The organism is Paenibacillus sp. JJ1722, from assembly GCF_048282685.1.
GTDB lineage: Bacteria > Bacillota > Bacilli > Paenibacillales > Paenibacillaceae > Paenibacillus > Paenibacillus polymyxa_B.
Genome location: NZ_CP182500.1, coordinates 2,578,251 through 2,600,530 on the forward strand (window position 1 = coordinate 2,578,251; position 22,280 = coordinate 2,600,530).

Consider the following 22,280-nt stretch of genomic DNA (forward strand, 5'->3'; position numbering starts at 1 on the left):
ATGACACAGCAAGATGTTCAATTGTTTTCGCTAAGCCAGCCACAGCAACGGATTTGGTATACGGAGCTTCTGTATCCTAATCGGAATACATCAACAATTATTGCAACAGTAAAAATCAGGGGAACTGTTCGTATAGATGCCTTGCAGCAAGCAATGAACCGGGTGATTGCCCAAAATGATTCTTTCCGTATCAAGATCACTGCTCAGGATGGGATTCCATATCAATATGTAGAGCCGTTTACGGCGGAAAGTATAGAAACGCTCCAAGTTACCTCGGAAGAAGCAAAGGAATGGTTAAAGCGCCATAATCCACAGCCATTCTCATTGTTGGATTCGCAGCTGTACCGATTTGTTATCTTGCAGCTCGCAGCAGAAGAAACATGGTTTAATTTTAAAATGCATCATATTATTTCAGACGGTGTGTCCATGAATCAGGCCATTAATGAAATCACCGGACATTATATGGATATTGTGCATGGTACAGGTCAAGATGCACCGACCAAAGGCAATCCATATCTGGATTTTATCCAGGTAGAGCAAAGCTATGAGCAATCAGACCGTTATCAAAAGGACAAAACGTACTGGACAGAAAAGTTTGCCGATTTGCCAGAGACTACAGGTTTGAAATCATATAACCCGCTGACACTGAGCACAGCTGCACGCCGGGAGAGCTTTATACTGGAACATGAGTTGTATCGTGGTGTTACGGCTTTTTGCGAGGAACATAAAATTAGTATTTTCACGTTCTTCCTGGCGGCTCTGTATATTTATTTGCATAAAGTGACGGGAGAGCAGGACCTAACCGTGGGGACACTCTATGCCAACCGTACGTCTAAGAAGGAAAAGGATACCATCGGTATGTTCGTCAGCACCGTGGCTACGCGTCTGTTGGTCGAACCAGAATCCGAACTGCTGACCTTCTTGCAAGGTGTAGGGAAGGAGCAGGCGTCCATTTTGCGGCATCAGCGTTACCCATACAACAAAATTATTCAGGATTTGCGTGAACAGCAAAGCAGTCTGGACATTCAGCGTCTGTTTGGTGCTTCCATCCAGTATCGTACATTGAGTTTCTCCCGGTTTGATGAAGCCATTCAGCAGGTAGATAACGATTTCTGCGGAGATACGGTGAACGACTTCGATATTCACATGGTTGAAATGCTGGATGACGATAGACTCGTGCTGTACCTAGATTATCGTACCGAGCTGTTTAGTGAACAGGAAATTGCTCGAATTATTCGACAATTTTTGAGTGTGGCGGAGCATATGGTGCAGGGCCCACACAAGCGGATACAGGAATTGTCGCTGATCAGTGAGGAAGAACGGGCACAAATCGTCGACGTATTCAATGCTACTGCGGTGGAATATCCACACGAAGCAGGCATTCATGAGTTGTTTGAGGAACAGGCTGAACGTACACCGAATCAGACAGCAGTCGTGTTCGGAAATGCCCGTTTAACTTATGGCGAACTGAATGTAAAAGCAAATCGACTGGCTCACACGTTGCGCGGACACGGTGTTACCGCCGAGCAAACTGTAGGTATCGTTGCTGAGCGTTCCACGGATATGATTGTCGGCATGTTGGCGATTCTCAAAGCGGGCGGCGCATATGTGCCGATTGACCCTGATTATCCGGCTGAACGTGTCCGTTACCTGCTGGAAGATTCGGGGGCGAAGTTGCTGCTGGTGCAGCATGCAGAACAGCAACTGGAGGAATACACCGGAATCGTACTGGATCTGAGCGATGCTAAGGTGTACGGGGCAGAGAATGACCAAGGCTTGAATACCGTACATTGGGAGCAAAACGAGGCTTATCATGCGGATTATACCGATTATACTAATCTGAAAAATGAGATTTTAAATGAATCATCCTCGTCTGTCGTAGACAGCACTGCTGGAGAACAAGAACGTAAATTTGGGAACCGACTAGCTTATTTGATGTACACTTCGGGCACGACCGGACAGCCCAAAGGGGTTATGGTAGAACATCGCAATGTCGTGCGTTTGGTGAAAAGTACAAACTATGCGCAATTAGATGCTGATACACGCATTTTGCAAACTGGCGCCGTTGTCTTTGACGCGTCCACCTTCGAAATTTGGGGTGCGCTATTGAATGGTGGACAGCTCGTGCTGGTAAGTCAGGATGTCATTTTGGACGCTCCAAAGCTCAAGGCAGCCGTGCGCAACCATGGTATCACGACAATGTGGCTGACTGCGCCGCTCTTTAACCAGCTATCTCAGCAGGACTTGGAGCTGTTCGAGGGGGTACAAGAACTGCTGGTCGGTGGTGATGTGCTGTCCGTACCGCACATTAACCGGGTGCTGGAGGCTCATCCGTCCCTGCGGATCATTAACGGCTATGGGCCGACAGAAAATACAACTTTTTCTACAACTCATGCGATTGCCAGCGTGCAATTGGAAGCGGTGTCGATTGGGCGTCCGATTCACAACTCCACAGCGTATGTCGTAGACCGTTCCATGCAGCTTCAGCCTGTCGGGGCATGGGGGGAGTTGATCGTCGGCGGCGACGGGGTGGCACGTGGCTACCGGAACCGTCCGGATTTAACGGCTGAAAAGTTTGTAGACAGCCCGTTCCGCAGCGGAGAGCGCTGCTACCGCACAGGCGATTTGGTGCGCTGGAATGAGGACGGGACGTTGGAATACAAAGGACGGATTGACGCACAGGTGAAAATCCGGGGCTACCGGATTGAACTGGGCGAGGTGGAAGCACAGCTGCTGAAGCTGGAGGCAGTGCAAGAAGCCGTCGTCATTGCACGTGAGGATGATCAGGGGCAAAAGCAGCTCTGTGCGTATGTAGTCACCCTTGCGGATATCGCGGCTAGTGAGCTGCGAAGCGCCTTGAGCCAAGAATTGCCGGGTTACATGGTACCGTCATATTTTGTGCAGCTGGAGCAATTGCCGTTGACACCAAATGGCAAAGTGGATCGTCGGGCATTGCCGCAACCAGAAGGAAGCGTGGATTCCGGTGAAGATTACGTAGCGGCACGTAATGAGGTAGAACGTACGCTAGTGTCCGTGTGGCAATCTGTACTTGGTATTGAGCATGTTGGTGTGCTGGATAACTTTTTCCATCTGGGGGGCGACTCGATTAAGGCCATCCAGGTGTCTTCAAGACTGCTGCAAAATGGTTACAAGCTGGAAATGAGGGAGTTATTCCAGTATCCGACGATTGCTGAGCTGAATGGACGAGTGCAGCGGGTGAGCCGTGTTTCCGATCAAGGAGAAGTCAGTGGAAACGTGGCATTGACACCGATTCAACACTGGTTCATTGAACAGCAGCCATCCAATCCTGAACACTATAACCAGGCTCTGATGCTGCATCGTGAGGATCGATTGGACGAAACGGCGCTTCGTCAGGCACTGCAACGCATTGTCGAGCACCATGATGCTTTGCGCATCGTATTCCGCCAAAATGCGGACGGTGGGTATGAAGCATGGAACCGTGGCGTGCAAGAAGGAGAATTGTACAGCCTCGAAGTGGTTGATTTTACAAATGAGTCTGACTTTGCTCATTTGCTGGAGAACAAAGCCAGCGAAATTCAAAGCAGTATCCGTCTAGATAAAGGCCCTTTGGTGAAGCTGGGTCTGTTCCGTTGCACCGATGGAGACCATTTGTTGGTAGCGATCCACCATTTTGTGGTCGACGGCGTGTCTTGGCGTATTTTACTAGAGGATTTGGCATCCGGTTATGAGCAGGCTTTACAGGGCGAGTCTGTCCGTTTACCCAACAAAACGGATTCCTTCCGTCTGTGGGCAGATCAGCTATCCGCTTATGCGAACAGTGGAGCGTTGGAGAATGAGCGTGCGTATTGGGAGCAGATTGAGCAAGCAGGGAAGAGTCAGACATCCTTGCCTAAAGATTACACTCGTAAATCTCAGGCTAAGCCACAGCTTCGCGATGATCGGACACTGACAGTAGCGTGGACGGTAGAAGAAACGGAACAATTCTTGAAACAAGCTCATCGTGCCTACAATACGGAAGCAAACGACCTGTTGCTGACAGCTTTGGGCACTGCAATTCAGGAGTGGGCAGGCATCCGTCAGGTGCTTGTAAATCTGGAGGGTCACGGACGGGAAGCCATTTTGCCGGATGTGGATATTACGCGGACGATCGGTTGGTTTACCAGCCAATTCCCGGTTGTACTCGATATGGGCGAGGATCGGAATGTGGGACGGCGTGTCAAGAACGTCAAAGAAGGACTGCGCCGTTTGCCGCATAAAGGGATTGGATACGGGATTTTGAGATATCTTGCTGACAGGGAAGGGGAAGCCCCTTTTATCAGCGAGCCGGAAATCAGCTTTAACTATCTCGGACAATTCGATCAGGATTTAAAGAATAATGCCTTTCGCATGTCTCCTTATTCCATCGGAGCTTCCATTAGTGACACGTTAACCAAGCGGTATGCTCTGGATATCAACGGCATGATCACGGACGGTGCACTGGAGCTGACGATCAGCTACAGCAACAAAACGTTCATGAAAAAGTCAATCAAAAAGCTGGCTGATCTGCTTCAGGAGAGCTTGCGTGAGGTATTGGCTCACTGTGTGGAAAAAGAGTTGCCAGAGCTGACGCCAAGCGACTTGTCCTTCCAAGGACTGACGGCTGGAGAGCTGGATCATATTGTAGAGCAGACGGCTACTGCGGGAGAACTGGAAAACATTTATTCGTTAACACCCATGCAAAAAGGCATCCTGTTCCACGGCTTAATGGAGCCGAAATCCGGGGCGTACTTTGAGCAGGCGACATTTGATCTGCAAGGCAGCTTTCAAGTGGAGGCTTTTGCCGAAAGCTTAAATCAACTGGTGGATCGCCATCAAATATTCAGAACGAATTTTTATAGCGGATGGAATGAGCAGCCTTTACAGGTAGTGTACCGCCATAAAGCGGCTGGGTTCCATTTTGAAGATGTACGTTCACTGGGGCAAGGAGAACAGGACGCATACATTGCTGATTTTGCTGAGCGTGACAAAGCTGAAGGCTTTAATTTCAGATCAGGCGAGCTGATGCGGGTGTCTGTTTTGCGTACAGGCGAGGAGTCGTACCGTTTTGTATGGAGCTTCCACCATATTTTGATGGACGGCTGGTGCTTGTTCCTGGTTGTGGGGGAAGCATTTAATACGTACTTTGCCATCCTCGAAGACCGCAAGCCGGAGCTTGTCCCGATAACGCCATACAGCGAATATATTGAATGGCTGGAGCGACAGGACAACGCGGAGGCTGAACGGTTCTGGAGTGATTACTTTGCTGGTTTCGAGCAGCAGACGGTATTGCCGCAGGCAAAACAGCTGGACGGTCACGCTAAAGAATATGAAGCGGACAAGCTTTCGTTTACACTGGGCCGCGAAGTGACGGAACGGATGAACAAGCTGGTTAAGCAAAAGCAAGTGACGGTCAACACCCTTCTGCAAGCAGCATGGGGCGTTGTGCTGCAACGGTATAACAACAGTCGGGATGTTGTATTTGGCAGTGTCGTATCCGGCAGATCAGCGGATATTCCGGGCATAGACAAAATGATTGGTTTGTTCATTAATACGGTTCCTGTACGGATTCACAGTGAGAAAGATATTACGTTTGCTGCGTTAATGAAGCAGATACAGGAGCAGGCACTGGCTTCCCGTGCTTATGAAACCTATCCGTTGTATGAAATTCAGGCCCTGACAGAGCAAAAACAGGACCTGGTGAACCATATTATGGTGTTTGAAAACTACCCAGTGGAACAGCGTATGGAGCAAATGGGTAGCCGTGGTGAGAATGGTTTTACGATTACAAATGCTTCCGTATCGGAGCAAACGAACTATGATTTCAACATTACGGTTGTGCCGGGTGATGAAATTCATGTCCATTTAGAGTACAACGCGCGAGTATTGGAACGTACAGCTATAGAGCAAATCCGCGGGCATTTGCTGCATATTATTGAAGAAGCGATTAACAGACCAGATGCGCTGGTAGATGAGCTTGAGTTGGTGACTGCTTCGGAAAAAGCGAAAATCATCGACGGTTTTGGATCAGTGGGCGTATCTGCATGGAGTAATGAAAAGCAATCAGAAGGGTTGTTCCACGCCTATGTGGAAGAACAAGCGCAGCTTGTGCCGGATCACGTGGCAGTTGTATACGAGGAGCGGCAACTTACGTATCGCGAGCTGAACGAGCGTGGGAACCAACTTGCTCGTAGATTGCGGAATGAAGGCATTGGGCGTGAATCCATTGTTGGTATTTTGAGCGAGCGCTCGGTGGACATGCTGGTCGGCGTATTGGCGGTATGGAAAGCCGGAGGTGCATATGTACCTTTAGATGCGGATTATCCGTCTGACCGTATCCGCTTTATGCTGGAGGACAGCGGTGCTACGGTGCTGCTTACGCAAACAGGTTTGCAGGAGCGTGCCCAAGCATGGCTGAATGAAAGCCGATGGGCTTTGGCCGAAGGAAAGGCTGAGGGTGAGCTGGAAACGGCGGTTAGCATTGAAACGATGGAAAGAGACAGCCTTAATGAGGGATTAAGCTTGAAATCAGATTCGCCATCTGACAGCGAAGCAGCATCCGAATCCGCAGCGAACTTGCGTCTGCATGCCGTGCTGGCGCTGGACGATGAGTCGCTGTACACTGGGGATCCCACGGATGTGGAGCACATCAATGAGCCGCAGGATCTGGCGTACGTGATCTACACGTCCGGGACAACGGGACGTCCGAAGGGCGTCATGATTGAGCATCGCAGCTTGGTGAATACAGCTGCGGCGTATCGCCGGGATTACCGTCTGAACCAGTTCCCGGTACGGCTGCTGCAATTGGCAAGCTTCTCCTTCGACGTATTCGTCGGGGATATCGCGCGGACGCTTTATAACGGTGGAACGATGGTCATCTGTCCGAAAGATGATCGCATTGACCCAAGCCGTCTATACGGCTGGATTCGCGACTATCAGATTACGGTGTTCGAATCGACCCCTGCCTTGATTGTACCGTTTATGCAGCATGTGCATGAACAGGGACTGGACATGAGCAGTCTGGAATTGCTGATCACCAGCTCGGATAGCTGCAGCGTGACGGATTACCGGGTGCTGCAAGAACGATTTGGTGCGGATATTCGCATTATGAACAGTTATGGCGTCACGGAAGCGGCAATCGACTCCAGCTTCTACGACGAAGAACTGTCGAAGCTGCCGGACAGCGGCAGTGTGCCGATTGGTCAGGCGTGGCTGAACGCACGATTTTACATCGTGGACAGCCAGTTGAATCCGGTGCCGATCGGCGTACTGGGCGAGCTGTGCATTGGCGGTGCCGGGGTGGCACGGGGATACCTGAACCGTGCCGACCTGACGGCCGAGAAGTTCGTAGCGAATCCGTATGTACCGGGTGAACGATTGTATCGCACAGGTGACCTCGCGCGGTGGATGCCGGACGGCAATGTGGACTTTATCGGCCGGATGGACTATCAAGTGAAAATTCGGGGCTACCGGATCGAGCTGGGCGAGATTGAAACGGCAATTCAGCGGGTGCCAGGTGTGCGTCAAGCGGTAGTCATTGACCGGACGGACGAACGTGGACACAAGTACTTGTGCGGATATATCACAGGAGAATCCGAGCTGCGGATCGAGGAGGTACAGGCCGAGCTGGAAGCAGGGCTGCCAGCACATATGGTACCTGCACGCTTGATGCGACTGGAGATGATCCCGCTGACGAGCAACGGCAAAATCGACCGCAAGGCCTTGCCGGAACCGGAAGGAAGCATCCATACCGGCGCAGCCTATGTGGCTCCACGTACTACGGTAGAACAGGTTTTAGCTTCAGTGTGGGCCGGGGTGCTGGGTGCCGAAACGGTAGGCACGCAGGATAACTTCTTTGAACTGGGCGGCGATTCGATCAAAGCATTGCAAGTATCATCCCGATTGCTGCAAGCAGGGTATCGACTGGACATGAAGGATTTGTTCAGCAATCCGACGGTAGCGTCACTCAGTCCTTTGCTTCGTACAGATGGCAAGATTGCCAGCCAGGAAGAGGCAGTAGGCCAGGTAGATCTGACACCTATTCAACGGTGGTTCTTCGAGCAGCAGCCGGTTGATCTGCACCACAGCAACCAGGCGATGATGCTGTATCGAGCCGGGCGCTTTGACGTCGACGCGCTGCGCCGTACGATGGAACGTATTGTCCAGCATCATGACGCATTGCGCACTGTATTCCGTGAGACGGAGCAAGGCTATGCCGCTTGGAACCGCAGTGTGATGGAAGGCGAGCTATACACGCTGGACATCGTAGATTTTAGCGGAGTTGAAGATGAATCCACCGCTGTAGAAGCAAAGGCGAGTGAAATTCAAGCGAGTATTCACTTGAGCGAGGGTCCACTTGTGAAGCTCGGTCTGTTCCATTGCGCTGGAGGCGACCATTTGCTAATCGTGATTCATCATCTGGTTGTGGACGGTGTATCATGGCGCATTTTGCTGGAGGACTTGGCAGCCGGATATGAGCAGGCCGTTGCAGGTAAAACAGGCACAGCCATCCGATTGCCGCATAAAACAGATTCCTACCAGGTATGGGCCAAACAGCTGTCAGCCTACGCAAATAGTGTGACGATGGAGCGGGAGTTTGCATACTGGCAGCATATCGAACAGGCGGAAGCCAGCCTCGCGAAGCCTCTGCCGAAGGATTTTGCGAATGACAATGCTCTGCTTGGAGACAGCGAGGTAGTGACAGTCAGCTGGACGAAGCAGGAAACCGAGCAGCTGCTCAAACAAGCTCATCGCGCGTATAACACGGAAATGAATGACCTGCTGCTGGCCGCACTCGGCAAAGCCGTGTATGAATGGTCTGGTTCCGAACGGGTGCTGGTTAACTTGGAAGGCCACGGACGGGAAGCCGTTGTACCCGACGTGGATATTACGCGCACAGTCGGCTGGTTTACGAGCCAATTTCCGGTTGTACTGGATGGAAGTCTGGGACAAGGTGGAAATACCGCTCGGCTGATTAAACGGGTCAAGGAAGGGCTGCGTCATATTCCGCAAAAAGGCATCGGTTATGGTATTTTGCGATACCTGTCAGATATGAATGTTCTGGAGAAAGCAGGCGTGCAGTTAAAGACTCAGCCTGAGATCAGTTTTAACTATCTGGGCCAATTCGATCAGGATTATAAAGGTAACGATCTGAAGCCTTCCTCCTATTCCATTGGTGTGCCTGTTAGCACGAACGCGGCTATGGATTTTGCACTAGATATCAATGGATTAATCGAGGATGGCGAGCTGATGTTCACTATTCGCTACGGTACCACACAATTCCGGCACGAAACGATTGCACGGCTTGGAGAACTACTGGCATCCGGCTTGCGTGAGGTGATTAGCCATTGCATAGCGCAGGAAAGAACGGTGTTGACCCCAAGTGATGTCTTGTTAAAACATGTAACGCTGGACGAGCTGGAGCAATTGGTGAAAGATACACAAGATATGGGTGAACTAGAAAATGTGTATGCTTTGACGCCGATGCAAAAGGGCATGCTCTTCTTCAGTCTAATGGATGAGAGTTCGGCAGCTTATTTTGAGCAGGCAACCTTTGAATTGAATGGACGTTTTGATGTGGTTGCTTTCAGCAAAAGCTTTGATTTGCTCGTACAGCGTCATGAGGCGTTACGGACGAACTTTATCAGTTCATGGAAGGATGAACCTGTGCAGGTCGTCTTCCGTAATCGTAGCGGGCAATTATATTATGAAGACTTGCGCGAACTAGAAAAAGAGGAACGAGAAGCTTGTGTTGAAGCTTTTGTCATCGAGGATAAAGCGAAAGGATTCAATCTTGCAGAAGATGCACTCATTCGTGTCTCCATTTTGCAAACCGGGGATGAAACGTACCACTTTGTTTGGAGCTTCCATCACATTTTGATGGATGGCTGGTGCTTGTCCTTTATGACACAGGAGGTATTCGGTAGCTATCTGGCACTGCGTGCGGGTCATGAGCCAACGCTGGAGCCTGTCACGCCGTTTAGTCGATTTATTGAATGGTTGGAGCGTCAGGACCGTGAGGCAGCCTTGCAATACTGGCGTGGGTATCTGGCGGACTACGAGCAGCAAATTACGCTTCCTCAGCAAAAAACACAACCTAAATCGATGCAAGATGGGGAATATGTTGCTGAAGATCTGGAATGTGACTTCCAGCCGGAGCTGGTTGCTCAGATCGAACGGGTGGCGAAGCAAAATCAGGTGACAGTCAACACGTTGATTCAGACCGTATGGGGCGTTCTGTTGCAAAAATATAACAACAGTTCGGATGTCGTGTTCGGTAGCGTAGTGTCTGGTCGTCCAGGCGATATTCCAGGTGTGGAGCACATGATCGGGCTATTTATTAATACGATTCCAGTGCGTGTGCAGTCTGAAGAGGGCGAAGCCTTTAACGAGCTGATGAAACGAACACAGCGGCAAGCGCTGGCGTCCAATGCCTATGATGCGTTCCCGCTGTATGAAATTCAGGCACTGACCGAGCAGAAGCAGGATTTAATCAATCATATTATGATATTTGAAAATTATCCGGTGGAGCAGCAGGTAGAGCAGCTGGGAGGCCAAGGACAGGAACCGTTCACGATTTCGAATGTGGTGGCTACAGAGCAAACCAACTACGATCTGAACGTAGCCGTTATGCCGGGAGAAGGCATAAAGATTCGCTTTATGTATAACACGCTCTGTTTTGATCGGAAAGGCATTGAGCGTCTGTATGGACATTTTACTCGCCTCCTGGAGCAAATTTCGCTCAACCCAAATGTTCGGGTTGAAGAGTTGGAATTGGTCACAGCAGCGGAAAAACAACAGATTACAGCGGCATTTAATGACACTGCTTGTGCATTTCCGTCCAAACAGACGATCCATCAGCTGTTCGAGGATCAGGTGGAGTGTACGCCAGACCAAGTGGCATTGGTGTTTGGAAATCAGAGTCTGACTTATCGGGAACTGAATGAACGGGCAAACTCATTGGCCCGAATGCTTCAAGCCCAGGGAGTAGGACCTGACAAGCTGGTGGGTCTGATGGTGCAGCGCTCAGTGGAAATGATTGTAGGTCTCCTGGCCGTTCTCAAAGCAGGTGGTGCTTATGTGCCAATCGATCCCGAATTTCCGTCCTCTCGTATTGAATACATGCTGGAAGACAGCGAGGCCGCAGTGCTTCTGACCAGTCGTGAGCTGGCAGAAGAGCACCATTGCCATGCCAATACCATGTTTCTTGAGGATGCATCATTGTATCAGGGAGAAAGTAGCAACCTGGAGACGATTGCCCGCCCAGAGCATTTGGCTTACGTCATCTATACCTCGGGTTCGACTGGAAATCCGAAAGGAGTTATGCTCCAGCATCGCTCGGTACTCAACTTTATTACCGGGATGCGCGAAGCCATTGACTTTGAAACGAGCCAAACCATTTTGTCACTCACGACCATTTCATTCGATATTTTCGTCTTGGAAACCATCTTGCCCCTGCTGGGTGGAATGTCTGTTGTGCTTGGCGACCGCCAGCATCAGGTGAACCCGCAGGCGCTTGGTGAGTTGATTACTCAACATTCTATTGAGATGTTGCAAATGACCCCATCCCGGCTGCAAATGCTGCTGGGTCATGAAGCAGGTTCCCGCGCGCTGCGAAACGTGAAGGTCATTATGGTCGGGGGTGAAGCCCTTCCGTCCAAGCTGCTCACAGCACTGCAAGAAATAAACGGTCCCCGCATTTATAACATGTACGGACCTACAGAAACGACGGTGTGGTCGGCCGTACAGGAACTGACCCATGCTCAAGACATTAATATCGGACGTCCCATCGCGAATACCCAAATCTATATCATGAATGCGAGTGGAGAATTGCAGCCCGTCGGTGTGCCGGGCGAGTTATGTATTGCTGGGGAAGGATTGGCCCGTGGGTATTGGAAACGTGAAGAACTGACGGCGGAGAAATTTGTAAATAATCCGTTTGCTGGTGGCAAGGCAGGCCATGAGCGGATGTACCATACAGGCGATTTGGCGAGATGGACGCCGGACGGCAACATTGAATATTTGGGGCGGATGGACCATCAGGTGAAAATCAGAGGTTACCGGATCGAACTGGGCGAGATCGAATCGCAGCTGCTGCAGGTGGAGTCGGTACAAGAAGCGGTCATCATGGCACGCACGGACGAAACGGGTCAAACGCAGCTCGTGGCGTACTACGTCGCGAGTCAAGAGCTTGGCGCCGGTGAGCTGAGACATGAGCTGGGGCGGGAGCTGCCAAGCTATATGATGCCGTCGTATTTCATTCAGTTGGAGCAGATGCCGCTGACACCAAACGGTAAAACCGACCGCAAGTCCCTGCCAGCACCGGAAGGCAGCCTGCAAAGCGGAGCGGATTATGTAGAGCCGCGCACTGCACCGGAACGGGCACTCGTAGCGGTCTGGCAATCCGTCCTAGGCGTGCCAACCGTCGGAATGTTGGACAATTTCTTTGACCTGGGTGGCGATTCGATCAAGGCGATTCAAATCGTGTCGCGTGCGTTCCAGGCAGGCTACAAGCTGGACATGAAGGATTTGTTCCGCTATCCCATCGTCGCAACCCTGGCACCGCATATGCACGAGGTCAGTCGTATGGCAGATCAGGGAGAAGTGAGCGGAGAGACGGCGTTGCTTCCGATCCAGCACAGGTTCTTTGCGCAGGAGCAAGTGGATGCGCATCACTTTAATCAGGCCGTTATGCTGCACCGGGAGCAGGGGTTTGACGAAGCTGCTTTGCGTCAGGCGCTTGGCAAGCTGACGGAGCACCACGATGCTCTGCGGATGGTGTTCAGCAAGACCGAGCAAGGCTATAAAGCGTGGAACCGCAGAATACAGGAAGGCGAGCTGTATCACCTGGACGTGCTGGACTCTAGAAATTTGACGGATGAAGCCATGCTCAGCGCGGCAATTGAAGCGAAATCCACCGAAATTCAAAGCAGTATCCAGCTTCAAGAAGGACCGCTGTTAAAGGCTGGTTTGTTCCACTGTGCCGATGGGGATCATCTGCTGATAGTGATTCACCATTTGGCGGTGGACGGGGTATCCTGGCGTATTTTGTTTGAGGATTTGGCTACTGCTTATGAACAGGCTGTTCATCAGGAAGTGCTTCAGCTGCCGAACAAAACGGATTCCTTCCGTTCCTGGTCTGGGCGACTCTCCGCGTATGCGAATAGCACAGCCATGGAAAGTGAACACGCCTACTGGGAGCAACTGAACGCAGCCGCTTGGGCTGACCAAGTGCGTTTGCCTGAGGATCAAGCGCAGGCTGAGCCATTTATCCTAGCTGACACGGATACAGTGGTCGTCCAGCTTACGGAAGAAGAGACTGAACGGCTGTTGAAGCAAGCACACCGCGCATATAACACGGAAGTGAATGATCTGCTTCTGACTGCTTTGGGCATGATGCTGTACACATGGACCGGCCATGAACGCAGCCTGATCAACCTGGAGGGACACGGACGTGAGGACATTTTGCCGGATATGGACATTTCTCGTACGGTAGGCTGGTTTACGAGTCAATATCCTGTATTGCTGGACATCGGTCGTGATCACGCCTTGTCGGGACGCATCAAACAGGTCAAAGAGAGTCTGCGTCATATTCCGAATAAAGGAATGGGCTACGGAATCTGGAGATATTTGAGTGAATCCGGCCAAGCCGTTGGTCAGCAAGCAGATGCACAGCACCTTGGTCAACATCAAGTTTTTGCCGAGCCACAAGTGAGCTTTAACTATCTCGGCCAGTTTGATCAGGACTTGCAAAATAGCGATATGCGTATGTCTCCTTACTCGATTGGATCGGTCGTTAGTGACCGGACGAAGATGAAATATGCTCTGGATGTGAGCGGAATCGTAACGAACGGCATCCTGGAACTGGGCATTCGGTATAACGACAAAGCCTTACGTAAGGAAACCGTCCACATGCTGGCTAATCTGTTAAAATCCAATCTGCTTGAAATGATCGAGCATTGTGTTACGCAGGAGCGGACCGAATTGACTCCAAGTGATGTATTGCTAAAAGGTCTGACCCTGGAGCAATTAGATACGATTAAGGAGCAGACCAAGACGGTTGGGGAATTGGAAAATATGTATCCGTTAACCCCCATGCAAAAGGGGATGCTGTTCCATAGTCTGATGAATGCAGAAACAGGCGTGTATTTTGAGCAGGCGACCTTTGATCTGGAGGGCCACTTGGAGCCGTCCCTATTCGAGGAAAGCTTGAAGCTGCTGGTTAGCCGGCATGCTATATTACGGACGAATTTCTACAGCGGCTGGTATGGTCAACCGTTGCAGATCGTCTATCGTCATAAAAATCCGAGCTTCCGTTATGAGGATGTCCGAGGCCGTGAGCACGCTATAGCTGAATTTGTGGCCCAGGATAAAGCTCAAAACTTTGATTTAGGCAAGGATGCGCTCATGCGCGTAACCGTCTTCCGCACGGGTGATAGCTCCTACCGTTTTGTATGGAGCTTCCATCATATTGTGATGGACGGTTGGTGCCTGTCGCTGGTGACGGATGAAGTGTTTGGTGCCTATGTTGCCCTGCTGGAGCACAAGCAGCCAGAGCTCGCACCTGTCAAGCCGTATAGTGACTATATCGAATGGTTGGAAGATCAGGATGCACAGGAAGCGACCCGTTATTGGAGTGAGTATTTGGCGGGTTATGAGCAGCAAACCTTGTTGCCTGGTGAGAACGCACAAGCTTCTGTAGTCGCACGGGATGAAGAACCAGACGGAAGCGGTGCGGGTTCCCGTTCCGGCTATGTTTCAGAAAAGCTGCCATTTATGTTGGGTAAAGAACGGACCGCGGCATTGAACCAAATGGCCAAGCAACAACATGTCACGATTAACACCTTGCTGCAAAGCGTGTGGGGCGTTATTTTACAGCAATACAATAATCATCAGGATGTTGTATTTGGTGGTGTGGTATCCGGTCGTCCGGCAGACATTCCGGGTGTGGAGAATATGATCGGGTTGTTTATCAACACGATTCCGGTACGCATTTGCAGTGCACCGGATGCTACATTTGCAGAAGTATTGCAGCGCACACAGGAGCAGGCTTTGGCCTCCGGTGTCTATGACACGTTCCCGTTGTACGATATCCAGGCACTGACTGCACAAAAACAAGACCTAATTCATCACATTATGGTCTTTGAAAACTACCCGATCGGGCAGCAGATGAAGCAGATGGGCGGTTCCGGTGAGACAAGAGCACAAAATGGCTTCTCTATTGCCAATGTGGAACTTGCCGAGCAAACCAACTACGATTTCAACCTGATTGTCGTGCCTGACGAGGATATCTCCATCCTGCTTGAATACAATGCTCTGGTGTATAACCGATCTGCTATGGAGCGTATCCAGGGGCATATCGACCATGTCATCGGGCAAATTGTGGACAATCCGAATATCCGTGTGAATGAGCTGGAATTGGTAACCCCGCAAGAACAGGCACAGATCGTTCAGGTCTGGGGGGATACGGCGGCAGCCTATCCGCAGGATCAAACGCTAAGTGCACTGTTCGAGCAGCAGGTAGCGAACACACCGGAGCAAGTGGCGGTACTGTGCGGAGCGGAGTCGTTGACCTACGCGGAGCTGAATGAGCGAGCCAACCGTCTCGCACGCACCTTGCGTGCCGAAGGTATTGAACCGGATCAGCCCGTGGGCATTTTGGTTCAGCGCTCGCTGGACATGATCGTGGGTATCTACGCGATCCTCAAAGCAGGCGGAGCCTACGTGCCCATCGATCCAGACTATCCGGCGGATCGTATCCGCTTTATGCTGGAGGACTCGGGCGCGAAGCTAGTTCTGACGCAATCGCATCTGGCGGAGCAAGCATCACTGAGTTTCGACGGCCAGGTGCTGGTGCTGGATCGTCATGAGCAAGATGACCAAAACATTTACCACGAAGATGGCTCGAATCTGGAGCCACTGGCCGGGCCGCACCATGTAGCCTATGTCATCTATACCTCTGGCTCCACCGGGAAACCGAAGGGCGTCATGGTTGAGCATCATTCCGTGCTGAACCGGATTTTGTGGATGCATGATCGTTACGGCTTGAGTACGGAAGATACGATTCTGCAAAAGACGGCCTTCACGTTCGACGTGTCGGTGTGGGAGCTGTTCTGGTGGTCGCTGGTCGGCTCAAAGGTGAGCCTGCTGTCAGTCGGCGGGGAAAAGAACCCGGAAGACATCGTCGACACGATTGCCCGCGATGGCGTGAGCACGATGCACTTTGTACCCGCCATGCTGCATGCGTTCCTGGAATATGTAGAGCAGCAGCCACAGGAAGTGATGCAAGCGAAACTAGCAACGCTGCGCCATGTCTTTGCCAGTGGTGAAGCATTGCCGCCACAGCATGTGGCACGGTTCCAACGGCTTGTGTCGAGCCTGGCGGGAGCGAAGCTGATCAACTTGTATGGTCCAACCGAAGCGACGGTGGACGTATCGTACTTCGATTGCGAGCCGTCAGAGGAATATACGGTCATTCCAATCGGGAAACCGATTCAAAACATTCGTCTGTACATCGTGAAGGAAGGCACGGAGCAATTGCAGCCGATTGGGGTTGCGGGTGAGCTGTGCATCGGTGGTGTCGGCGTAGCCCGCGGTTACCTAAACCGTCCAGAGCTGACGGCAGAGAAATTCGTAGCCGATCCGTTTGCTGGCGGGGAAGCCGGCTATGAGCGGATGTACCGCACAGGCGATTTGGCGAGATGGATGCCGGACGGCAACATTGAATATCTGGGCCGGATCGACCATCAAGTCAAAATCCGGGGCTACCGGATTGAACTGGGCGAGGTCGAGTCGCAGCTGCTGCAAGTGGAATCGGTACGCGAAGCCGTCGTCATGGCTCGCGCGGATGAAACGGGCCAGAAACAAATGGTGGCGTACTATGTCGCCGGACAAGAGCTCGGAGCCAGCGAGCTGAGAAGTGAGCTGGGCCGGGAGCTGCCAAGCTACATGGTGCCATCGTACTTTGTACAGCTGGAGCAGATGCCGCTGAGTCCAAATGGCAAAATCGACCGCAAGGCCCTGCCCGCACCGGAAGGCAGCCTGCAAACCGGAGCGGATTATGCTGAGCCGCGTACCGCGCAAGAACGTGCTCTGGCAGCGGTCTGGCAGTCAGTACTGGGACTACAGACTGTCGGTATTTTGGACAATTTCTTTGATCTGGGCGGCGATTCGATCAAGGCGATCCAAATCGCATCGCGTGCATTCCAGGCCGGCTATAAGCTGGACATGAAGGATTTATTCCAGTATCCAACGGTTGCAACACTGGCACCGCATATGCACGAGGTCAGTCGTATGGCAGATCAAGGAGAAGTGAGCGGGGAAACCGCTTTGATTCCGATCCAGCATTGGTTCTTTGCGCAGGAGCGCGAGCGTCCGCAGCACTTTAATCAGGCGGTCATGCTCTATCGTGCCGAGGGCTTTGATGAGACGTCGGTTCGCCAAGTCATGGATCACATCGTGAAGCATCATGATGCGCTTCGTACAGTTTTCCGTCAGACTTCCTCGGGTTATACGGCTTGGACACGCGGTGTAGATGAAGGCGCGTTGTATACGCTGGAAACCGCAGACTACCGTGAACAAGTAGCCTATGCGGAAGCGCTGGAAGCGAAGGCAGATGAAATCCAAAGCAGCATCGACCTGTCCGCAGGACCTTTGGTCAAACTCGGATTGTTCCGCACAGCAAAGGGAGATCATTTGCTCATAGCCATTCACCATTTGGTGATAGACGGGGTGTCGTGGCGGATTCTGTTTGAAGATTTCTCGACTGGCTACGAACAGGCGATCAAAGGCGACCCTGTACGATTGCCCTATAAAACGGATTCCTTCCAAACATGGGCACGGGAGCTGTCGTCTTACGCCAACCGTCCTGCGGAGGCGTCGGATGAAATTTACTGGAAGCAGCTGGAACAGGCCAAAGCGGAAGCGGCGCCGCTGCCTAAGGATTTTGCCTATGAGGGCTCCTTGAATGCAGACAGCGAAGTGCTGACGGTAGAGTGGACCGAAGCTGAAACTCAGCAGCTGCTGAAGCAGGCCCATCGCGCCTATAACACCGAGGTCAATGATTTGCTGCTGACCGCGTTAGGATTGGCGATGCACAATTGGACAGGCGCCGGACAGGTGCTGGTGAATCTGGAGGGACATGGCCGGGAAGCAATCCTGCCAGAGGTGGATATAACACGTACAGTAGGCTGGTTTACGAGCTTGTATCCGGTGCTGCTGGACACAGATGTCAACCTGACACTGGCCCAGCGGATTAAAGAAACGAAGGAAGGTCTGCGCCGCATTCCACATAAAGGGTTGACCTATGGCACATGGCGCTACCTGTCCCCTGCGTTCGCGTCGGATGAAGCGCAGGCGATTGCAGCAGAACCGGAAATCAGCTTTAACTATTTGGGACAGGTCGATCAGGATGTGCAAAACAGTGGAATCTCATTGTCATCCTATAGCGCAGGGGAGACAGAGGATGCCCATTCACCGCTGCAATATACGCTGGATTTGAATGCGATGATCTCGGAAGGCACGCTGCGCTTGACGATCGCTTACAGTCGTAAGCAGTATCGCAAAGAAACGCTGGAACGTGTGGCGGGACTTCTGCAATCCGCTTTGCAAGAGGTGATTACACATTGTGTCGCTCAGGAACAGCCGCAGCTGACGCCGAGTGATGTGTCCTTCCAGGGTCTGACGACTGGAGAGCTGGAGCACATGGCAGCGCAGGCCGCACATATAGGTGAGCTGGAAAATGTATACGCGCTGACGCCGATGCAAAAGGGCATGCTCTTTTACAATCTGATGGACTCGCAATCGGGAGCTTATTTTGAACAGGCCTCCTTTGATCTGCAAGGACATTTTAATATCGATGCGTTTGCGGCAAGTTTGGATGTATTGATGCAGCGGCATACGGCACTGCGCACGAATTTCTACAGCGGCTGGAAGGATGAACCGCTGCAGGTCGTGTACCGCAATAAGCGCAGCGAACTCTATGTGGAAGACCTGCGGGATATGGAGCAAGAGCAGCAAAACGAGTACATCCTCGAATATACGCGTAAAGACAAGCAGAGAGGCTTTGATCTGGCACAAGATGCCTTGATGCGTGTCGCTGTTTTGCGTATAGGTGAGGCTTCGTACCGTTTTGTATGGAGCTTCCATCATATCGTGATGGACGGCTGGTGCTTGTCGCTGGTGACCAATGAAGTGTTTGCAAGTTATTTTTCGATACTGGCCCATAAACAGCCGGAACTGGCCCCTGTAACGCCATACAGTCAATATATCGAATGGCTGGAGCAGCAGGATCGTCAGGCCGCATCAGGTTACTGGAGCAAGGTTCTGGAAGGATATGAGGAACAGTCCCGCCTGCCACAGGCTAAAATTCAGGGCAAAACAGGATATCAGGCGGAGCGTCTAGATTTTGACTTGGGCGCGGAGCTAACGGCAGGCATTCAGCGCATAGCCAAGCGTTATCAGGTAACGATCAATACGTTGATGCAGACGGTGTGGGGCCTTTTGCTGCAAAAATATAATGGCACAGATGATGTGGTGTTTGGCAGCGTGGTATCTGGACGTCCGGCAGACATTCCAAATGTGGAGCACATCATAGGTCTGTTTATCAATACCATTCCTGTACGCATCCGCAGTCAAGTGGACAGCTTATTCTCAGACGTGATGAAGCAAACCCAGGAGCAATCCATTGCTTCCCATGCCTATGATACGTACCCGCTGTATGAAATTCAGGGATTGTCAGAGCTTAAGCAGGATTTGATCAATCATATTCTTATTTTTGAGAACTATCCGGTAGAGGAACAATTGGAGCAATTAGGCAACGACGATGAGTCCAGCTTCAGTATCACCGGAGCCGAGTCTGTCGAGCAGACCAACTATGACTTTAACCTGGTGGTACTGCCAGGGAACACCATTCACATGAGTTTTGGTTATAATGCACTGGCCTTTGAACGGGAAAGTGTAGAGCAAATTCGAGGTCATCTGGTACAGCTGCTGGAACAGGTGACAGCGAAGCCGGACATTCGCGTACATGAGCTGGATATGGTAACCGCGCAGGAGCGTGAGCAAATCGTCGAGGTTTGGGGCAATACAACGGTAGCCTATCCAAACGAGCAAACGATTCATGGCTTGTTCGAGGCGCAAACCGCGCGGACGCCGGAGCAGACAGCACTGTTCTTCGAAGGAGAAGTGCTGACCTATCGCGAGCTGAATGCACGCGCCAATCGATTAGCTCGTACCTTGCGTAACCAAGGCGTGACGAAGGATCGTTTGGTGGGTCTGATGACCGAGCGCTCGGTGGACATGATCGTAGGTATCTTCGGGATTTTGAAGGCCGGGGGTGCATATGTCCCCATCGATCCGACGTATCCAGAGGAGCGTATCCGCTACATGCTGGACGACTCGGGTGCGAGGCTGTTGTTGACGCAAAGCCATCTGGTAGACAAAGTCACGTTTGACGGCCGCATGCTGGTGCTGGATGGAACGCAGGATGTGTACCATGAGGATCATTCCAATCTGGAGTCGTTGTCTGGTCCGAACGATCTGGCGTATGTCATTTATACGTCGGGTACAACGGGGCAGCCGAAGGGCGTAATGCTCGAGCATCATGGGCTGTGCAATCTGAAGACGTATTTTGATCAGACGCTTCGGATGAGCACGTCGGATCATGCGTTGCTGTTCGCCAGCTATTCGTTTGATGCGGCCTGCTGGGAAATCTTCCAGGCGCTGTTCTGCGGAGCCACGTTGTATGTGCCAACGTCAGAAACGATTTTGAATTACGAGCGGTTTGAGCAATATATGGCGGATCATCAAATCACCGTGGCCGCTTTGCCGCCGACCTATGCGGTGTATCTGGAGCCGGAGCGGATGCCAAACCTGCGTATTCTGTTCACTGCGGGTTCTGCATCTTCAACAGAATTGGTGTACAAGTGGAAGGATCAGGTCGCGTACTACAATGGCTACGGTCCCACCGAAAACTCGGTGGCGACGTCCATCTGGCCGGTATCCGAGGATGAGAGAGCCGGACAGCTGATTTCTATCGGACGCCCTGTGCCGAATCATCGGGTATACATGGTGGATGTGCATGGACATTTGGCTCCGGTGGGCGTAGCGGGTGAGCTGTGCGTGTCCGGTCGGGGTCTGGCTCGGGGTTATCTGGATCGTCCAGAGCTGACGGCTGAGAAATTTGTGTCGAATCCGTTTGCGGCTGGCGAAGCGGGCTATGAAAGGATGTACCGTACAGGTGACTTGGCGAGATGGATGCCGGACGGCAACATCGAATATTTGGGCCGGATCGACCATCAGGTGAAAATCCGGGGCTATCGGATCGAGCTGGGTGAGGTCGAGGCACAAATTTTGAAAGTGGAGGACGTACAAGAGGTCATCGTACTGGCACAAGCGGACGAGCAGGGGCAAAACCAACTGGTGGCGTACTATGTCGCTGAACGAGATGTAAGCGCTGGTGAGCTACGCAGTTTACTGGGTGAGGAGTTGCCAAACTACATGGTGCCATCGTATTTCATCCAGCTGGAGCAAATGCCGCTGACACCGAACGGTAAAATCGACCGCAAGGCCCTGCCAGCACCAGAAGGCAGCCTGCAAAGCGGAGCGGACTATGTAGAGCCGCGCACAGCGCTGGAGCAGACTTTGGTTTCCATTTGGCAGGCCGTGTTGGGGGCGAAGAGAATCGGGATTTTGGATAATTTCTTTGATCTGGGCGGCGATTCGATCAAGGCAATCCAGGTAGCCTCCCGTTTGCTGCAAGCGGGCTACAAGCTGGACATGAAGGATTTGTTCCAATATCCTTCCGTCTCGCTGCTGAGTGGTCATGTACACAAGGTCAGCCGTACAGCCGATCAGCGGGTAGTTTTGGGAAGCGCCAAGCTAACCCCGATTCAGCAATGGTTCTTTGGACAATCCTCGGCAGAGCCGCATTATTTTAACCAGTCGGTGATGCTGTATAGAGCACAAGGCTTTGATGAAGCCGCATTGCATCAAACGGTGACCAAGGTAACGGAGCATCATGATGCGTTGCGTATGGTCTTCCGTCAGACCGAACAGGGCTATGAAGCGTGGAATCGCGGTTTGAACGAAGGTCAGCTATACAGTCTGGACGTTGTTGATTTGACGGGTATCGAAGACGCTGCAGATGTGGCGGTGGCGATTGAAACGAAAGCCAATGCCATCCAAGGCTCCATTCGTCTGAACGAAGGACCGCTGGTGAAGCTGGGACTTTTCCGCTGCATGGATGGGGATCATCTACTGATTGCCATTCACCATTTGGTCGT

Annotated in this window: 1 protein-coding gene (only partly in view); it reads left to right on the forward strand. The window is 51.8% G+C overall.

Annotated features, from left to right (window positions below; translation table 11 throughout):
* A protein-coding gene (locus ACM1ND_RS11720; RefSeq protein WP_418027765.1) for a non-ribosomal peptide synthase/polyketide synthase crosses the window boundary here: on the forward strand, positions 1-22,280 show its 5' portion. Its footprint extends 19,975 nt past the window's final position; 22,280 of the gene's 42,255 nt are visible here — the first part of the coding sequence; the start codon lies at positions 1-3; its stop codon lies off the right edge, out of view.